Annotated in this window: 16 protein-coding genes; 9 read left to right on the top strand and 7 right to left on the bottom strand. The window is 59.9% G+C overall.

Translation table 11 applies throughout. The features are described from left to right. Positions 1–61: 61 nt before the first annotated feature. Complete coding sequence (locus HMPREF2942_RS05875) at positions 62–1105, bottom strand: o-succinylbenzoate synthase (RefSeq protein WP_070688615.1); 1044 nt, start codon at positions 1103–1105, stop codon at positions 62–64. A gap of 293 nt (positions 1106–1398) precedes the next feature. Between HMPREF2942_RS05875 and HMPREF2942_RS05870 the strand changes: the two genes are divergently transcribed. The 3 genes from HMPREF2942_RS05870 (at position 1399) to HMPREF2942_RS05860 (ending at position 4639) form a co-directional block, all read left to right on the top strand. Next, positions 1399–3036 (top strand): phosphatase PAP2 family protein, encoded by a 1638-nt coding sequence (locus HMPREF2942_RS05870; RefSeq protein ID WP_070688614.1) that lies wholly within the window; start codon positions 1399–1401, stop codon positions 3034–3036. A gap of 168 nt (positions 3037–3204) precedes the next feature. Then, positions 3205–3582: a cupin domain-containing protein gene (locus HMPREF2942_RS05865; protein ID WP_005504776.1), complete on the top strand. Its 378-nt coding sequence runs from the start codon at positions 3205–3207 to the stop codon at positions 3580–3582. A 223-nt stretch (positions 3583–3805) separates the two neighbouring features. Beyond that, a complete protein-coding gene (locus HMPREF2942_RS05860) occupies positions 3806–4639 on the top strand; it encodes an oxidoreductase (protein WP_070688613.1) in 834 nt (277 codons plus the stop codon). Between the two features lie 101 nt (positions 4640–4740). On the opposite strand, the gene HMPREF2942_RS05855 is transcribed toward HMPREF2942_RS05860, so the two are convergent. From HMPREF2942_RS05855 to HMPREF2942_RS05845, 3 genes are all read right to left on the bottom strand, one after another. After that, positions 4741–5520, bottom strand: coding sequence for an amino acid ABC transporter ATP-binding protein (locus tag HMPREF2942_RS05855; RefSeq protein ID WP_049347100.1), 780 nt, complete (start codon positions 5518–5520; stop codon positions 4741–4743). A gap of 33 nt (positions 5521–5553) precedes the next feature. Next, the gene (locus HMPREF2942_RS05850; protein ID WP_049347098.1) at positions 5554–6357 is read right to left on the bottom strand and encodes an amino acid ABC transporter permease; all 804 of its coding nucleotides are present in this window, start codon (positions 6355–6357) and stop codon (positions 5554–5556) included. 134 nt (positions 6358–6491) lie between these two features. Beyond that, positions 6492–7331, bottom strand: coding sequence for an ABC transporter substrate-binding protein (locus tag HMPREF2942_RS05845; protein ID WP_049347096.1), 840 nt, complete (start codon positions 7329–7331; stop codon positions 6492–6494). Positions 7332–7586: 255 nt separating this feature from the next. On the opposite strand from HMPREF2942_RS05845, the gene HMPREF2942_RS05840 reads away from it, so the two are divergent. The 4 genes from HMPREF2942_RS05840 (at position 7587) to HMPREF2942_RS09265 (ending at position 11551) form a co-directional block, all read left to right on the top strand. Beyond that, on the top strand, positions 7587–8318 hold the full coding sequence (locus HMPREF2942_RS05840; RefSeq protein ID WP_049349165.1) for a demethylmenaquinone methyltransferase: 732 nt from the start codon (positions 7587–7589) through the stop codon (positions 8316–8318). Between the two features lie 54 nt (positions 8319–8372). After that, positions 8373–9434 carry a polyprenyl synthetase family protein gene (locus HMPREF2942_RS05835; RefSeq protein ID WP_070688611.1) on the top strand — a complete coding sequence of 354 codons (1062 nt, stop codon included), beginning with the start codon at positions 8373–8375 and terminating at the stop codon, positions 9432–9434. 381 nt (positions 9435–9815) lie between these two features. After that, positions 9816–11399 (top strand): sodium-dependent transporter, encoded by a 1584-nt coding sequence (locus HMPREF2942_RS05830; protein ID WP_005504797.1) that lies wholly within the window; start codon positions 9816–9818, stop codon positions 11397–11399. Positions 11400–11407: 8 nt separating this feature from the next. After that, entirely contained in the window at positions 11408–11551 is a 144-nt protein-coding gene (locus HMPREF2942_RS09265; RefSeq protein ID WP_080974509.1) for a methionine/alanine import family NSS transporter small subunit, read from the top strand. Positions 11552–11648: 97 nt separating this feature from the next. On the opposite strand, the gene rarD is transcribed toward HMPREF2942_RS09265, so the two are convergent. Both rarD and HMPREF2942_RS05820 read right to left on the bottom strand, forming a co-directional pair. Then, positions 11649–12620 carry an EamA family transporter RarD gene (gene rarD, locus HMPREF2942_RS05825; protein WP_070688610.1) on the bottom strand — a complete coding sequence of 324 codons (972 nt, stop codon included), beginning with the start codon at positions 12618–12620 and terminating at the stop codon, positions 11649–11651. A 188-nt stretch (positions 12621–12808) separates the two neighbouring features. Beyond that, positions 12809–14146, bottom strand: coding sequence for a DUF6882 domain-containing protein (locus HMPREF2942_RS05820; RefSeq protein WP_070688609.1), 1338 nt, complete (start codon positions 14144–14146; stop codon positions 12809–12811). Between the two features lie 280 nt (positions 14147–14426). Here HMPREF2942_RS05820 and HMPREF2942_RS05815 point away from each other — a divergent pair, with 280 nt between their 5' ends. Then, the gene (locus HMPREF2942_RS05815) at positions 14427–15761 is read left to right on the top strand and encodes an SseB family protein (RefSeq protein WP_070688608.1); all 1335 of its coding nucleotides are present in this window, start codon (positions 14427–14429) and stop codon (positions 15759–15761) included. Between the two features lie 112 nt (positions 15762–15873). Here the strand turns inward: HMPREF2942_RS05815 and HMPREF2942_RS05810 are convergent, their stop codons facing one another. Next, a complete protein-coding gene (locus HMPREF2942_RS05810; RefSeq protein WP_005504803.1) occupies positions 15874–16464 on the bottom strand; it encodes a Fur family transcriptional regulator in 591 nt (196 codons plus the stop codon). Positions 16465–16658: 194 nt separating this feature from the next. Between HMPREF2942_RS05810 and HMPREF2942_RS05805 the strand changes: the two genes are divergently transcribed. Then, a complete protein-coding gene (locus HMPREF2942_RS05805; protein WP_005504804.1) occupies positions 16659–16922 on the top strand; it encodes a hypothetical protein in 264 nt (87 codons plus the stop codon). Positions 16923–16987 lie beyond the last annotated feature (65 nt).

Below are 16987 nucleotides of genomic sequence, written 5' to 3'. Positions count from 1 at the left end.
CGAGGGCATTTTCCTTCAGTTATGGTTACCCTTCACGACCTCATCATTACGGCACTAGCCGTTACAGATCAGCGGTGCGTTCCAGAACGCGGTAGCAGGCGGTAACTCGTTCCACCCACCACTGGCGGGTCTGCTCATCGGTCGCAAGATGCGCCAGACGCTGCGGACTGGGGACGATGGCGCGCAGATCCATGAACCCGTCGCGGGCAATGAGCGGCTCGTCGGTCACATCCTCAGCCATGAGGGAGACCGTGCCCAGGCCGCACCCGTACCTCAGGGTCGGCAGGGAAGCCGCCAGGGATGCACCGGTGGCGATGCCCACCGAAGACTCCAGTGCGGAAGAAACCACCGCCGGAAGCTGCGCCTGCTTCACCAACGCGAGGGCACGACGCACACCACCCAGAGGCGCCGCCTTAATAACCATCAGGTCGGCGGCGTTTGTGCGAGCCACGCGCAGCGGGTCTTCCGCCTTGCGAATCGACTCGTCGGCGGCAATGCGGACGGGCAGCCCCTCCTTAGTAATGGCAAAGCGGAGCGTAGCCATGTCCTCAATGGATGCCACCGGCTGCTCGGCGTAAATAATGCCGTACTCGCAGAGCTTGCGCAGCGACTCAAGGGCACCGCCGAGGGTGTAGCCCATGTTCGCGTCCACCTTCAGACGAGCATTTGGGAGGGCATTTCGTGCCGCCGCCACACGCGCAATATCGTCGGCGAGGCTCTGACCCTTCTCAGCCACCTTGATTTTGAGTTCCTGAATCTCGCCCTCGTACTTGGCGAGCACCTGCGGAACACGCTCCGCCGGTACTGCTGGCAGGGTCGCGTTCAGCGGGATGCGCGTACGCACCGGCTCCGGTGCGGGCAGCCACGCCGCCTCCAGCGCGCAGGCAAGCCACGCGGCAGACTCCTGCGCACCGTACTCGAGGAAGGGCGCGAACTCGCCCCAGCCGTGCGGGCCGCGAATCAGCGCGCTCTGGCGGCTATTGACCCCGCGGAAGGTGACCGTCATCGGAATTTCGACCGTGAACAGGTTTTCCAGAACCTCCTGCAGTGGCGGCAGGGGAGTGTTCGTGAGGTGAAAACCGTAGCCGAGAGGCGGCACGCTCATACTGGTGTTCAAGGTATCTGCCCTTCTGTGATGCGCTATGAGCTCACCATAGCATTCTGGGGGCGGGCGGGTGCGCTCGCGCCCTGTCATGTATTCTCTGGAAACTCTCAGGTTGTGGTCGAAAAAACTTTAGTTTTTCATAGCTTAACCTGGGATAGTAGGTAGTTATTCGCCCGAGAACTCGGACGGTGCTTCGCATAAAACGGCAGCTTGGGGGCTACCGTTTTGAGGGGTGGGCATCGGCGGGCTCGGGTATGGCTAACAGACATGAGGGCAAGAAGGTACGAAGGGTTATGAAGAAGAAAACACCGGCAAATACATCGGGTTCGGGAAACTCTGGTTGGGAGAGCTCCGAAAACCTCGATGCTACCAGTGTGCTTCACCCCGCTGATGTGCATGCAGCCGTGGCTGATAATGCGCCGACTACGGTATTTTCCTCTGACGAGACGCAGGTGCTCTCCGATTATCAGGATGCTACCCAGGTGCTCGCCTCCCACGAGACGGCTACCCCTGCTACTGCGCACAGTGATGACCGTACGAAAGTTTTGACGGATTACGGTTCATCGCCAGCTCACGAAGCTGCGCCTGTAGGTTCTGCAAACGCGGCTTCTGCGAACGCAGGTTCCGTGAACGCTGAATCTGCGAATACCGAAGTTATTTCTTCGCACCAGGACTCTACAGAAGTTATTGGCGCGACCCGCCCTCTGCCGCGCGCCTACCGTGCCCCCATTAAGATTCCTGAGACGATTCCCTCGCCGCAGGAACGCGCCTCTCAGGGGAACTACAGCGCGGATGAACCGATGCAGGCTACGCGCCGTCTGGATCCGCCGAAGCCTTCGGTGAGCGGTTTCCCGCTGAATAATCAGATGGGTACCCCCCAAATGGGTGCCTCCCCAATGGGCGCCCAGCAACCGCTTCCCACGCGTGCGATGCCTCCGCAGCCGGTGGCTTATCCTCCTGAGGCGTATCCTGCCGCCGCCTACCCGAACGGTGCGTATGTTCAGACCGGTCAGGTTCCCGTGGATGCTTCGGGCCGCCCGGTGAATCGTCCCGGCGAAGAGCAGGGGCATCATCTTCCGAGTACCGGTATTTTGATGCGTCACGTGATGGCGTTGCTGTTCTTGGGTCTGTCTCTCTACGGTGCGTTTGTGTTCTTCATTTACACGGCGACCGGCCAGCAGGTTGATGAGCAGGCGTACACCGAGTATGCGCATCAGTTCAAGAGTTACCGCGGTCCGACCCTGACTGCGCTGGATTCTTTGCCCACGATTGTTGGTGTGATTGCGGTGCTGGGTCTGATTGCGGTGCTGATTTGGAAGCACCGGTTCCTGCCCTCGCTGATTGGCGTGCTAGTTGGGGCTGCGGCGGTGACGAGCACGTACCTGCTCAAGCACTACCTGATCGTGAAGCCCGACCTGGGTGTTCAGGAGGCGCTGAGCAACTCGGCGCCCAGTGGCCACACGACCTTCGCGGCGGCGGCTGGCGCGGCGCTCTTCCTAGCGGCGCCTCGTTTCTTGCGGCCCACGGTGGCTCTCTGCGCGGCGGTGGCGACCTGCCTGACGGGTGCCTCCACGATTATTAACGGTTGGCACCGCCCGGCGGATGTGGTGACCGCTATTCTGGTCACCGCCATCTGGACGGTCGTGGGTATGGGCGTGTTGCGTTATGTGCGTCCGGCAGATTTTGCGGTGCCGGCGCGTGGCGGTTTGGTGCTGGTGCCGTTGATGACGATTGCGACGCTGTTCCTGTCGTTCTGCGCGGTCATCCTGTATCTGATTGCGATTTTTGCGCCGATTCCCGGTGGTGCGTTTACCGCGGCGACCTGCATGATTATTGCGGTGAGCTTTGGTACGACGGCGTTGATGGTGAACCTGTTGCGTCCGCGTAATAGTAATCGCTCCGCCTATTCGAAGGTGTGGAGTTATCAGTAGATGTTGTTCCCCTCCCTGCTCGGCATGTTTTAGCTCGGTGTGAGTTGAGGTATTGTCCTGTTGCGGGGAGGGGAATACAATATAAGAAATTTAGTATTTTAAATACCAATAATAGGGAGGGGGTTGCGCACCCCCTTTCACTCACCCCTGAAGAGAAAGGTGCGTACCATGGCAGGTACCCACGAAGGCCGCGTCCTCGTATTCCCCCAGCTCACCGAAGCGCTGACCCCCTTTGAAGATAAGCCCCAGGCTCGCAAGATTGTTGATGCCGACGGCGGCAACCTGACCCTCATGGAACTGGCTGCAGGCCAGTCTTGGCACGAGCACCACAGCGTGCACCCCGTCTTCGTGCAGGTGCTCAAGGGCGAGGTGATTTTCCACGTGAAGGACCGCGATATTACCCTGGTGCCCGGCAAGCCGATTCACGTGACCGCTAAGCTGCTGCACTCCCTGCGCGCCGTGAAGGACTCCACCCTGCTGGTGACCATGCTGACCGGCGAATCGCACCCCGAACCCAAGGTCAATATTGACGTCGAAGAGGTCTAATCCCCGGCCTCTAAACCCCTGACCCCAAAACCTTAGCTCGCCGCCGCATCTGCACCGGATGCCGCGGCGAGCTTTTTCTCTGTTCTCCTGCCCTCACATATGGCGGCAAGAATACCCTCACGCTACGCCCTGAGCTTTCTGCACGCTCGTACACCCCGCGCGGGCGTACCCTGAGAAGTACACTCCCGCTAACATCACAGGGAGCAACCCGAAAGGATACGCAATGCCCAAGTCACTGCAACGCCCCGTCGTTCTTCTCACCGGCGCCAGCTCGGGTATCGGCTACGACGTGGCGCCGCTACTGGTGCGCTACGGCTACACCGTCTACGGTGCCGCCCGCCGCGTTGAGAAGGTTGAAGAGCTCGCCTCCGAGGGCGTGAAAGCGCTCAGCCTGGACGTTACCGATGAAGCATCCATGGAAGCCGCCGTACAGCAGATTATTGACGCAGAAGGCCGCATTGACGTGCTCATCAACAATGCAGGCTACGGATCCTACGGCGCCATTGAAGACGTCCCCATCGACGAGGCACGCCGCCAGTTCGAGGTGAACCTCTTCGGCCTCGCGCGCCTCACCCAGCTGGTACTGCCGCATATGCGCGCACGGGGCAGCGGGCGCATCCTGAATATCTCCTCAATGGCGGGGCGTATTACCTCGCCCCTGGGTGCCTGGTACCACGCCACCAAGTACGCCCTCGAGGCGTTCAGCGATGCACTGCGCATGGAAGTTGAAGAGTTCGGTATTGACGTGGTCATTATCGAGCCCGGCGGTATCAAAACCCCCTGGGGGCTCATCGCGGCAGACCACCTCGAGGAATCCTCCCGAAACGGTGTCTACGCGGCTCAGGCGCAGCGGGTTGCGGCAAATATGCGTAAGCTCTACTCGCCGTCTTCCAACCTCTCAGAGCCCAAGGTTATCTCTAACGCTATTCTGCGAGCCCTGGAGGCGCGCCGCCCCAAGACCCGCTACCTCGTGGGATTCGGCGCTAAGCCCTCCGTGTTCCTGCATACCGTGCTGCCCGACCGTCTCTTTGACAAGGTTGCGCGCCGTATCTTCTAGAACCGAAATAGCCGCGAACTAGAACATTAAAAAGCGGGCGGTGCTGCGCGAAACAGAATGTTTCGTACAGCACCGCCCGCTACGTTTTTCAAGAGCTAGTACTAGTCTACTACGGCGTGGGTCGGATCGAGCACGCGCGCCAAGAAAGCCTGAGTACGTTCATGCTGGGGGTTGCCAATCACCTGATCGGCGGGACCCTCTTCCACGACCACGCCATCGGCCATGAAGACGACCTTATCGGCGACCTCGCGGGCGAACGCCATCTCGTGAGTCACCACGATCATGGTCATACCCTCATCAGCAAGGTTGCGCATAATGCTCAGAACCTCGCCGACCATCTCCGGGTCGAGTGCACTGGTCGGCTCATCGAAGAGCATCAGGTCCGGGTGCATGGACAGTGCACGCGCAATAGCCACACGCTGCTGCTGACCACCGGACAGCTGAGCCGGGAAGCGGTCTTCCTTGCCTTCCAGACCAACCTTGGCGAGCTGCTCGAGGGCAACCGCCTCCGCCTCCGCCTTGGAACGGCCCAGAACCTTAATCTGAGCGATCGTGCAGTTATCCAGAATGTTCAGGTGACCGAACAGATTGAACTGCTGGAACACCATACCCATGTGGGTACGCACGCGGTTAATGTCTACGTCCGGGTCGGTGACCTCGGTATCGCCCACCATGATGGTGCCGTCGTTCGGCTCCTCCAGCAGGTTCACGCAACGCAGCAGGGTGGACTTACCGGAACCCGAAGGGCCGATAAGGCACACGACCTCGCCCGGCTTGACCTGCATGTCAATGCCCTTGAGAACCTGAACCTTGCCGTAGGACTTGTGCAGGTTAGAAATGCGCACCGAGGAGGCGGCCATGGATGAAGTTGAAGCAGTCATAGTATCTTCCGTAATCCGTATCTGTCGTTGCGCTTACTTGCGGCCCGCAAGCTGGGTGCGGCGCTCAAAGTATGCGGAGAGCTGGCCCAGCGGAACAGTGATAATCAGGTAGCACAGACCCGCAACCACCAGGGGAGTCAGGCCCGCGTTAGCGGCGGTCAGGCCCTCACGACCGAACTTCGCCAGCTCGTACTGAGAAACCGTCACGCCCAGCAGGTACACGAGGGAGGAGTCCTTGGTCAGCAAGATAACCTCGTTGGTCAGCGGGGGCAGAACCACGCGGAACGCCTGGGGAATAATGATCGAAATCATCGCGCGAGTGTGGGACATACCCAGGGAGCGTGCCGCCTCCATCTGGCCCTTCGGAATCGCCTGCAGGCCCGCACGCAGAACCTCACTAATGTAAGCAGCCGAAACCATACCCAGGGACAGGGTCACCGGAATCAGGTTATCCACGAAGCGAATCTTGAACGCCAGAGGAATACCGTAACCGAACGCGAAGAAAACCAGCAGCGCCGGGATGCCGCGGAAAAGCTCCACGTACAGGGTCGCAATCCAACGGTAGGGAGCGATAGAGGAAATACGCATGAGCGCCAGCAGCAGACCGCCGGAGAGACCCACGATGAAGCCCAAGGTGGTGTACAGCAGGGTGTTCTTCAACGCCACGGTGATGACGTCGGGGAACTGCTGAGCCGCAACGTCCAGGTTGAATACCTGCTGGCTGAGGGTCTTCCAGTCAGCCAGAAGAATGGCTGCCAGGGCGATAACTGCCAGAAGGGCGTACTGTGCGTAGCGGAAGAGCTTCTGCTTCTGACGGGGTGAGAGTTTAGAGGGCATGCGCTTTCTTATCCGTGTGCTGTTCGGTTAGGAGCGTTCTACACGCTCACAAGGGGTAAAGGCCGGAGAATCCCCCAACCCAAAAGTAATAAGGGTACTCCTGAATTGGGGGGGGAGGCTAACCGGCTAGATGCTTAGGAAGCGGAGGAAGAGGCGCTCGCGGAGGTAGAGGAAGTGGCACCAACCCACTTGGCCTTCATCTTGTCGAGTTCGCCGTTTTCCTTGAGCTTGGCGATGGTGGCGTTTGCCTTGGTCAGCAGTGCCTTGTTGTTGGAGGAAACTGCTGCGGCAATCTGCTCGGTGTTCTCGGAATCCTGGTAGGCAATCTTGAAGGAGTCCGGGTCGTTGGTCAGCGCCTCGGACACCACGGAGAGGTTCGCTGCGACTGCCTTGACCTGACCGGTCTTCAGGGCGGAGAACATGAGGGAGGTGTCTTCGTACTGGATGACCTCTGCACCGTTTTCCTTGGCGTAGGTTTCACCGCTGGTTGCCTGCTGTGCACCAACGCTGACACCCTTCAGGTCTGCGGCGGAGGTGATGGAGGAACCCTTGGGAACCAGGATTGCCAGGTTGTCGTCGAAGTAGACGGTGGTGAATTCCATCTTGCTCTTACGTTCGTCGGTCACGCCGATACCGGCAAGGGCGATATCGCACTGACCGGTGGCCAGGCCGGTTCCGGAGTCCAGGCCCTCGAAGCTGATGGAGGTCAGCTGAGCCTTCACGCCCAGATCAGAGGCGATAGCGTTGGCGATGTCTGCATCCAGCCCGACGATGGTGCCGTTTTCTTCGTATTCGAAGGGCTTGTAGGGGGTGTTGGTGCAGACGCTGAGGGTGCCGGACTTGACGAGGCTGACCTCGCCGTTAGGGTCGGTGTTCTCGTTGGCGGTGGAGACGCAGCCGGTCAGCGCTAGGGGCAGTACTGCCAGTAGTGCGAGGGGCTTGAGGGATGCCTTCTTGAGGGATGCGGTGTTCATTGGGATGCTCCTGTGTGGGGTGTGCTCTATGAAATCTATGGTCTATTGTGCGCGCCTATGTTAAAAAATGCAAGTATATACATAAATATTCATAAATTTTTGCTGAATATGAATAATTTACACCCCCAAAAACTGAATAAAACCCCGAATTAGCGACTCGAAAACCACTTCAGAACGCACCTTAACGCACCGTGCGACACTACTACGGTTTACCCAACTATCGAATCTAGTAACCTCCATGCCACAATTGAGAGCGTGAACGCAGAGAAGAACACCCGCGCAACCCGCGCAACCCTAGACAAGAAAACCAGCGACATCGCCGCCATGTTCGATACCGTAGCCGAACGCTACGACCTCATGAACGGCATCCTCTCCCTCGGCCAGCACATCTACTGGCGCAAGCAGGCAGTCGCAGCCGTCGACGCGCACCCCGGCCAGAAAGTGCTGGACGTAGCCGCAGGTACCGGCGTCTCCTCCGAACCCTTCGCCGACGCCGGTGTGGACGTCATCGCAGCAGACCTCTCCGAAGGCATGCTGGATGTGGGCCGCCGCCGTCGCCCCGACATGACCTTCGTGCAGGCAGACGTCACAGCCCTACCCTTCGACGACGAAACCTTCGACGCAGTGACCATGTCCTACGGCCTGCGCAACGTCGCAAACTACCCCAAAGCGCTGAGCGAAATCTACCGCGTGCTCAAGCCCGGCGGACGCATCGTCATCCTCGAGTTCTCCACCCCGACCTTCGCCCCCTTCGGCGCGGTCTACAAGAACTACATCATGAAGGCGATTCCGCCGATTGCCCGCGCAATCTCCTCCAACCCCGAATCCTACGAATACCTCGCCGAGTCCATCATCGCCTGGCCCAACCAGCAGGAACTGGCGCAGAAGTTCAAGGAGGCGGGCTTCACCTCCGTGCAGTACCGCAACCTCACCGGCGGCATCGTCGCCATTCACCGCGGTTTCAAGCCTGAAGCACACAACGCATAGACACCGCGTTCACACACCACCGAAGACACCAACACCAAGAAGATAGAAGACACCGTGAGCAACGCAGAGCAGCCCATTGCCGCAACCGACCTGCTGGGAGACCTCGACCTGAAGCTTCCTGCAGGCTTCGAACTCATCGCCGCAGACCCCAAGCTGGGTCCGCAGATTCTTTCCTCCCTCGCGCGTATTGAGGAGCGCCTGGCAGAAGCCATCGCACAGACCGATCACCTGGCGGATGTTGCATCCCGCCACCTGCTCTCCGCGGGCGGCAAGCGTGTGCGTCCCCTGCTGGCGCTGCTCTCGGCAGCTGTCGACGGCGAAATCAACGACGAGGTTATCGAGGCCGCCGTGGTCGTTGAGCTGACTCACCTGGCAACCCTCTACCACGACGATGTTATGGACGACGCCCCCAAGCGCCGTGGTGTGGACAGCGCCCAGATGATTTGGGGCAACTCCGTCGCCATTCTCACCGGTGACCTGATCTTCTCCCGCGCATCCCTGCTGGTCTCCGAGCTGGGTACCCGCCCCATGAAGATTCAGTCCCAGACCTTTGAGCGTCTGGTGCTCGGTCAGCTCTTTGAGACCACCGGCCCCCGCGAGGGCCAGGACCTGCTCGACCACTACATCGCGGTCATTGAGGGTAAGACCGGTTCCCTGATTGCCGCTGCCGGTGAGTACGGCTCCCTGCTTTCGGGCGCTTCCGAAGACGTCATCTCCATGGTCAAGGCGTACGGCGAGCTGGTCGGCGTGGCATTCCAGCTCGCTGACGACGTGATTGACATTGTGAGCGACGGCAAGACCAGCGGTAAGACCCGCGGCACCGACCTGCGCGAGGGCGTGCCCACCCTGCCGACCATCCTGCTGGACCGCGCGGTAGCCGCCGGCGACGAATCTGCTATCAAGGTTCGTGCACTGCTGGATGCCGACCTCAGCTCCGACGAGGCACTGGAAGCCGCTGTGGAGGCGCTCGCCGCCCACCCGGTCACCCAGGAAGCATGGCAGATCGCCTACGACTGGGCGGACCGCGCAATCGCCGCGATTGCTCCGTTGCCCGAGTCCACCGCGAAGGCTGCGCTGGAGTCCTTCGCTCACGCTGTGGTTCACCGCGAGGGCTAAAATACCTCACCACGTAGCGTGTGCGCTGGCGTAAGCGCTGATGCGTCTCATACTTCAAACCCCCGCTGAATCTGACTGGATTCAGCGGGGGTTTTTATGCATTATGGCTAGTCAACGCCGTTTTTCAGGGTGGGTGTGAGCGAGTGCCCTGTCCCGCATGGTTCCGTATGCTGGGGTCTCCTTGACCGCTACATGCCTTTAAGGTAATCCTTATAGGCATGCCTGAGGCGCACATCCACTCTTCAGACGTTTGACGGCTCCCACGCCCACCCCGTGTTGGAGAGCCGTTTACTATTTCTGGACGCGAGCAGAGCCCAAACACCCCGACGGGTTATTCTCGCACCAACCATCCGCGTCCCCACACATTCGAGGTTTACAACTATGGGAGCATCTACCCCTAAGGCGCCCACGAAGCGCGAAGGCTTCTCTAGCCGTCGCGTCTTTATCTTTGCCGCCATCGGTTCTGCTGTTGGTCTGGGCAATATTTGGCGTTTCCCCTACATCGCATTTGATAACGGCGGCGGCGCCTTCATGATTCCCTACATTGTCGCCCTGCTGACCGCCGGTCTGACCTTCCTGTTCTTTGACTACGCGATCGGTCACCGTGCGCGTGCGTCGTCCCCGCTGGCTTTCCGCCGTCTGAACCGTAAGACTGAGTTCATCGGCTGGTGGCACATGGGTATTAACTTCGTCATCGCTATCTACTACGCCGCTATTGTGGCGTGGGCTCTGCGTTACATGGTTTTCTCTTTCACGAATGAGTGGGGCGATAACCCGAAGGCGTTCTTCCAGGGCGAGTTCTTGAAGGTCGCAAAGGACCCCGGCGTCTCCTTGGACTTCAACATGAACATCCTGATTCCCATGGTTCTGGTGTGGGGCGTTCTGCTTGCTGTGATGGCTCTGGGCGTTCAGAAGGGCGTGGGCGCAGCCAACATTATCTTCATCCCGCTGCTGCTGGTCATGTTTGTTGGTTTGGTGATTTACTCGCTGACCCTGCCCGGCGCTGTGGACGGTCTGAACGCTCTGTTCACCCCCAGCTGGGACTCCCTGGCTAACCCGGACGTGTGGGTTGCTGCTTACGGCCAGATTTTCTTCTCGCTGTCCATTGGCTTCGGCATTATGGTCACCTATTCTTCCTACCTGAAGCCTAAGACTGACCTGACCGGTTCTGGTGCAGTGGTTGGTTTCGCGAACTCCGGATTCGAGCTTCTTGCTGGTATCGGTGTGTTCGCGGCTCTGGGCTTCATGGCTCAGGCTGCTGGCACCCAGGTGAGCGAGGTTGCGACCAGCGGTATTGGTCTGGCGTTCATCGCGTTCCCGACCATTATTTCTCAGGCACCCGGCGGCGTGCTGATCGGTATCCTCTTCTTCGGCTCCCTGCTCTTTGCTGGTTTCACCTCCCTCATTTCAATTCTTGAGGTGATTATCGCCGGTATTCAGGATAAGTTCGCGACCTCCCGTCTGGCGTCTACCATTCTGGTGATTGTTCCGATGGCTCTGATTTCGCTGCTGCTGATGCCGACCACCACCGGCCTGTACGTGCTGGATATTCTCGATAACTTCGTGAACCTCTTCGGCATTCTGGCAGCCGGCCTGTGCGCCATTATCGTGGTTGCATACGTGGTGCGCGCACTGCCCGCTCTGGCTGATCACCTGAACCGCTACTCCTCCATCAAGGTCGGCAAGATCTGGATGGGTCTGCTGGCTGTCGTGACCCCGCTGATTCTGGGTTACTCTCTGATTCAGAGCGTTATCAAGCTGATTGCGACCCCGTATGAGGGTTACCCCGCGGATCTGCTGGCGATTTTCGGTTGGGGTATGAGCGCACTGCTTCTGGTTGGTGCGATCGTTGTTTCTCTTCTGCCCTGGTCGAAGAAGTCTCGTGCGGCTGAAGAGCCGCCGGCGCCTCCGGTGATTTCCGGTCAGGTGGAGCACGGCCACGTTGATTCGACCATTACCCGTTAGGAGCCCTCATGTCTATCTCTGCAATTGTGATGCTCGTTGTGGCAATCCTGATCATTTGGGGTGGCCTGGGTTTGGCTCTGCTGAACCTGCACCGTCAGCCGGATCTGGATGCTCTCGACGATGCTGCTGAGGCTCAGGGCTCTGAGCTTTAGCGTGTGAACGCGATATATAGTGATGCCCCGCAGGCTAACGTCTGCGGGGCATCACTGTGTTTTATGCGGGACTGTGTTTTGTGCGAGTTAGGGAGAGCTACTTGCTCTGTACGTCTTCAGCCTGCACGAGCGGGATCATGCCGGTTTCCGGGTCGGACAGCGCGGAGGCGCGGTAGGAGCGGGAGGCGCGCACCGCATCCACGGTGAAAATGATGAGCGCAATCCAGATGAGGCTCAGACCCAGCACCTTATCGGCGCTCATCTGCTCGTGCAGAACGGTCAGCGCCAGAACAAACTGGATGGTCGGGCCTAGGTACTGCACCATGCCAATGACTGACAGCGGTAGAGCCTTGGTGGCCGCCGCAAAGAGCATGAGCGGCACAACGGTGACCACGCCGGTGGAGGCGAGGAGCCAGAAATGTCCGGGACCCTCACTGAAGAGAGTCATCTGCCCCTGCGCGTTCAGCACAAGCAACGCTGCTATGCCCAGAGGCGCCAGGATAAAAGTCTCTAGAGACAGCGAGATGAGGGGGCTCACGTCGTGGGCTACACGCGCCTTGAGCAGGCCGTAGATGCCGAAGGAGAATGCCACGCCCAGACCCGTCCAAGGCACCTGACCGTAGATGAGGCTCATCATCAGCACGGCAATACATGAAATCACCACGGACACCCACTGCGCGGCGCGCAGGCGCTCCTGCAGGAAAATCACGCCCAGCACCACGGAGACTAGCGGGTTAATGAAATAGCCCAGAGACACGTCAATCGTGTGGCCGGTCGTTGTCGCCACCACGTAGATGAGCCAATTCGCGCAGATGAGGAACGATGCCGCCGTCAGCACCAGCATGATGCGGCGGTCCTTGAGGGCGCGGCGGAAGTCCGCGGTTGCCCGCAAAATCGGTAGTAGCAGGGCGCAGAAAATGAGGGAGAAGACCACTCGCGCCACCACAATCTCAATCGGGCCTGCCGGCGCCATCAGCACAAAATACAGGGGGAGCAGACCCCAAATGATGTAGGTGCCGATGATGGTGATAAACCCGTTACGGGTGGTGTGCTTCTGCGTTTCTGACATGGTTTCGTCTGACCTGATTCTTCGGTTACGTTCTTCTAAGCTATTCATCGGGATGCGCCAGCTGGGTACCCACACAGGTTTCGATGCGCGCACACTACTGTACCCGATACGGGGTGCAGCATACGCTAGGGACGCCGCAGGCGCGGTACCACGAGGATACCGCGCCTGAGGAATGCTGCGTATTCGGTTTAGAGACCGAAGAAGCGGGAGAAGAAGCCCTTCTTCTTGGGCTGCTCTGCCTCGCGGCGTGCAGTTTCTTCCTGCTCGCGGCGGGCTGCCTCTTCGTGTTCTGCCTGCAGATCGGGAGCTGCGCCAGCGTTGCGGATGGGCTCCACGTGCTGCTCTTCGTATTCTGCTGCATCCTGCTCGACCTCGACGGGCTGCTCAGCTGCAGTCTCAGCGGCGACCGGCTCCTCAGCGTACTCTGCGGAAGTCTCAACGGTCTCGTACTCGGGCTGCTCGGCGCCGATGGACTCGTCGGTGTAGACGCGAGCCTGTTCGGTCTCTTCTGCCTCGTACTCGCCGGGCAGGGTCTCCACGGTGACCAGACCGGGCTCTGCGTGCTCTGCCGGATCCTGATCGAAGGGAGCCTCGTCGGCGGGGTAGAGATTCTCGGTGCTCTCGACGCCGGGTACCTCGGTCTCTGCGACCGGTGCGTGCTCGGCGATCTCGACGGCGCGCTCAGCCTCAGCCTCGGCACGTGCGGCGGCGCGTTCTGCTGCCTCCTGCTCGCGCTGTGCGTTCTGAGCGGCTGCCTCTGCGGCTGCCACGCGCTCAATCTCGGCGCGCAGTGCGGCGAGGGATTCGCGACGCTGTGCGGCAGCGGCTGCGCACTGCTCCAGAACCTCGGGGCCAACCTGAGGCTCAGCCTGCTCGATGCCGCTGATGCGACCCTCGTCGAACCACAGGCGCAGGGCACCGTCGGTTGCGGTCAGCACGGCGGTTGCCTCGGTGTCCCAGGCGATGTGGAAGCCGCGCTGCTGAGCGTAGGAGTCCACCGCCAGAACCTGGTTGTGTACCTCTTCGCTCTGCAGGGTCTTAGCAATGACGCGGCCAATACCCTTGTAGGTCGGTGCCTCGAGGGTCAGCTCAGCGCCCTCCAGCAGGGTCCATGCGCGCACGCCAGCGCCCGCGGGCAGCGGGTAGTGTGCGTACAGGCCGCTGATGGTCTTGGTTGCCAGGGTCAGGCGGCGTGCCAGGGACTCGGAGAGGGGCAGCTCGTCGGTGGTCAGTTCGGCCAGGCCGTCACGCTCACCGGTTTCGCGCGCCTGAATAGCGGCGGAAACAACGGAGTCGGGGAAGTAGCCCAGCTGCTGCCAAGACCAAATCCAAGTACCGCGGTTCTCGGATTCGGTGCCCAGCAGGTGCGGCTTGAGCGAAAGCGGGGGAGTGGTCTCAAAATCCAGAGACTGGGAGGTGAAATCCACGTTCCACTCGGAGGTACCCACGAGCTCGGCGAGTCGAGCCTGGTACTCGGTGGAGATAAAGATCGATGCGTCGATAAGGTCCTGCAGAGAATTCGTCATGCTTCAAGATTATCAACCTTTTAGCGTTCACTATGCCGTGTATACCCGGTTTTAGTGTGTGCTTTATGCGTATTGGGCTTTAAGGTGCCTGATTGAGCCGTGTCCAAGAGCTCGGAGGGAGAGATAGAGCATATATCTTTCGGCGTAAACTATCTGCGTTGAGTGCCCGTGTTCGTTAGAATCGAAGAGACGGCTTCTTCCGGCACCCTGTAAGCCGACACTACGACCGAACACGGATGCCTCCAGCCGCGCCGTATTCACACTCAAGGATGTATGAACTATGACTGAACCCCGCCTTGCCGAGACGAGTAGCCGTGCCGCGCGCATCCAGGATGCGCTGAACAACATTGGAAGCTGGCTGCTGGATGTCGTTAGTGTTGACCCCGGCTGGAGCGAAATGGTGCTGGACGTCAAGCCTCTGGCAGGTCAGATTTTTGTGCGTGTGCGTGAATTCCGTGACGGTGAAGAGGTCATCGGCACTATCGGCCCGCTCAAGGACGGCTCGCCCATTATTGCTGAGGTCCGCAAGTTGCAGCGTGCCGCCTACGACGGTAACCGCGGCACCTGGTTCACCGCCTCCATCGTGGTGGCGGCAACCGGCTGGCCCAACCCGCAGTTCAGCGTGGGTGCCTCCTATAACCGTGACGATGAGCCTGCCAGCTGGAAGAATGAAGGCACCCTGACCGCAACTGACGTGCGTGAGCACCTGGCTGAGTTCCCTCGTGATGCTTCGCGTATCCCTCAGTGGGCTCGTGAGCGTATGGAGGGCCGTGCACGCCATTCTGCCGCAGAGTCACTATCTTCGAGCGAGCACGAGATCCCGAACCCGTACCTGGTCGTTGCCTTGGAGACCTTCCGTAACGATGTGCAGGAGCGAACCCTCATTAACGTGGTCCGCACGATGCTCGGTGGTGACGTTCTGCTCGATGCGACCGGCTCCCTGCTGATTCCCTCCGAGACGGATGCAATGGGCCCCGAATCCGTGCTGGCCCACCAGGTCATTCGCATGCCCGAGACCGGCATGCAGGCGTTGTGCGTGTTCTCCTCCTCCGAGCACATTGGCAAGAGCTATGTGCGTCAGGAATCCGAGGGCGACGAGCTGATTCTGCGCGAACCGGCGATGAAGGTCTTCATTGACTTCCTCAGCAATGAGGCACTGGACCTGATTGTGGTTGACCCCGGCACCGACCACGAGTGCTACATTGAGCGCGCTCAGGTGCAGTGGATTGTCACTTCGCCCCGTAACGACGGCGCGAAGATGGCGCTGACCCAGGACAACATGCAGATGCTACTCGGCTCGCTGGTGTCCCCGGCGTCCGTGCTGCTGGTGGGTGTTGACCCGGCTGACCCGTCCGGTACCTCTTTCGTCTTTGACCCGGATGAGAACGGTAACCCGCAGAGCCTGCTGGTGTTCACTTCGCCCATTGAGATTGCGGCACTGGATCCGCATATTGAGGTGCGTTCGGCGAACGCCCTGGATATTCTGCGTTACGCCCTGGAGATTGGCGCCCCGAGCGTGAAGGTGAACGCGATTAACCCCTCCACGGTGTTGACCGCGGCGCAGATCCGCGAGCTGCTGGAGATTGTGGGCTCTCAGCCCCGCATGGGTGCCTAAGCCCTTGCATCGAATATCTTAACCGTTGAGGCGGCGACACGAGTTGTGTCGCCGCCTCAACGGTTTAAAACGCTCATGACCGAGCCTGCCCGAGACTCCCGGGGCTATAGGGTTATGCCGCCAGGATGCGCGTTGCCGCTTCCTGCTGGGTGCGGGCGAGTGCCGCCTCCTGCTCGGTCTGGCAGTCTACACATACGCCCTGGTAGAGCACGTCTGCGCTGAAGAGCGCCATGCCGTGAAAATCGCTGGGGGTCAGGCAGGGTGCGGAGCCGACCGCGCAGTCCACGTCTTCGACCTTGCCGCAGCGTACGCAGAAGGCGTGGTGGTGGTTGTCGCCCGTGCGGGTTTCGTAGAGGGCGGGGGTTCCCGGCGGCTCAAACTTACGCAGCAGGTCGATGTCGGTCAGGTCGGCAAGAATCACGTAGACCGACTGAACCGTAATGGCGGGGATGCGCTCGCGGACTGCCTGCACGATGGTGTCGGCGGTGGAGTGCGGGTGTTCCTGCACTGCGTGGAGTACGGCGAGGCGCTGCTTGGTGACGCGGCGGCCCCTGGCGCGCAGGCCGGTGGTCCATGCTTCTTCGAGCTGTTCGGGGCTCATTGCGGAGAGCAGGGGCAGGCCGGTGGTGTGGGCGCAACCGGTGTTGTGATGGTCTGGGCTTTGAGCCTTCTTCGTGTCGGAGGTTGTCTTTGCGTCGGTCATAGGTTTAAGTCTACACGTTATTATGAGAAATTCATCATTATTTTATGAAAAATTCATAATAAGCCGGTGGAGCGTCCCTTTCATCCACTCTGTGGCGCCCCTCCTCGCCCCGGCCTCGGGTGTGAAGAGATGCCGTACAATCAAAGAACCTAGAGTAACCCGTACCGGCAATCACCATCAAGGAGGATAGGGTCATGGTGTACGACTTCACAAACCCCATCTACATTCTGCTGATGATTCTGCTCTTCGGTGTGCCCATCGTGACCCCGGTGATTTACGGCCAGTACCGCAGTACTACCACCGGTTTTGATCTGGAAGGTCAGCTGATGCTCGGCCTGCTCTTCATCCTTTTCCTGGGTGCTTACGGCACGATTCTGCTGCTGGGTATTTTCCCCACTGCTACGGCGCAGGTGCTGGAGCAGGTGCCCCTAGTAAATATCCCTGGCGCTATTCCCTAATCCCTTATGAGCTTTCGGCGCATGGGTGACGCTCTGGGTGAATCTGCGCTCCAGAAGGTGCGCAC

This window comes from Rothia sp. HMSC071C12 (genome assembly GCF_001813895.1).
Taxonomy (GTDB): Bacteria; Actinomycetota; Actinomycetes; order Actinomycetales; family Micrococcaceae; genus Rothia; species Rothia mucilaginosa.
Note: the sequence above shows the minus strand (reverse complement) of the source record. Positions and strands in the feature narration are given on the sequence as shown.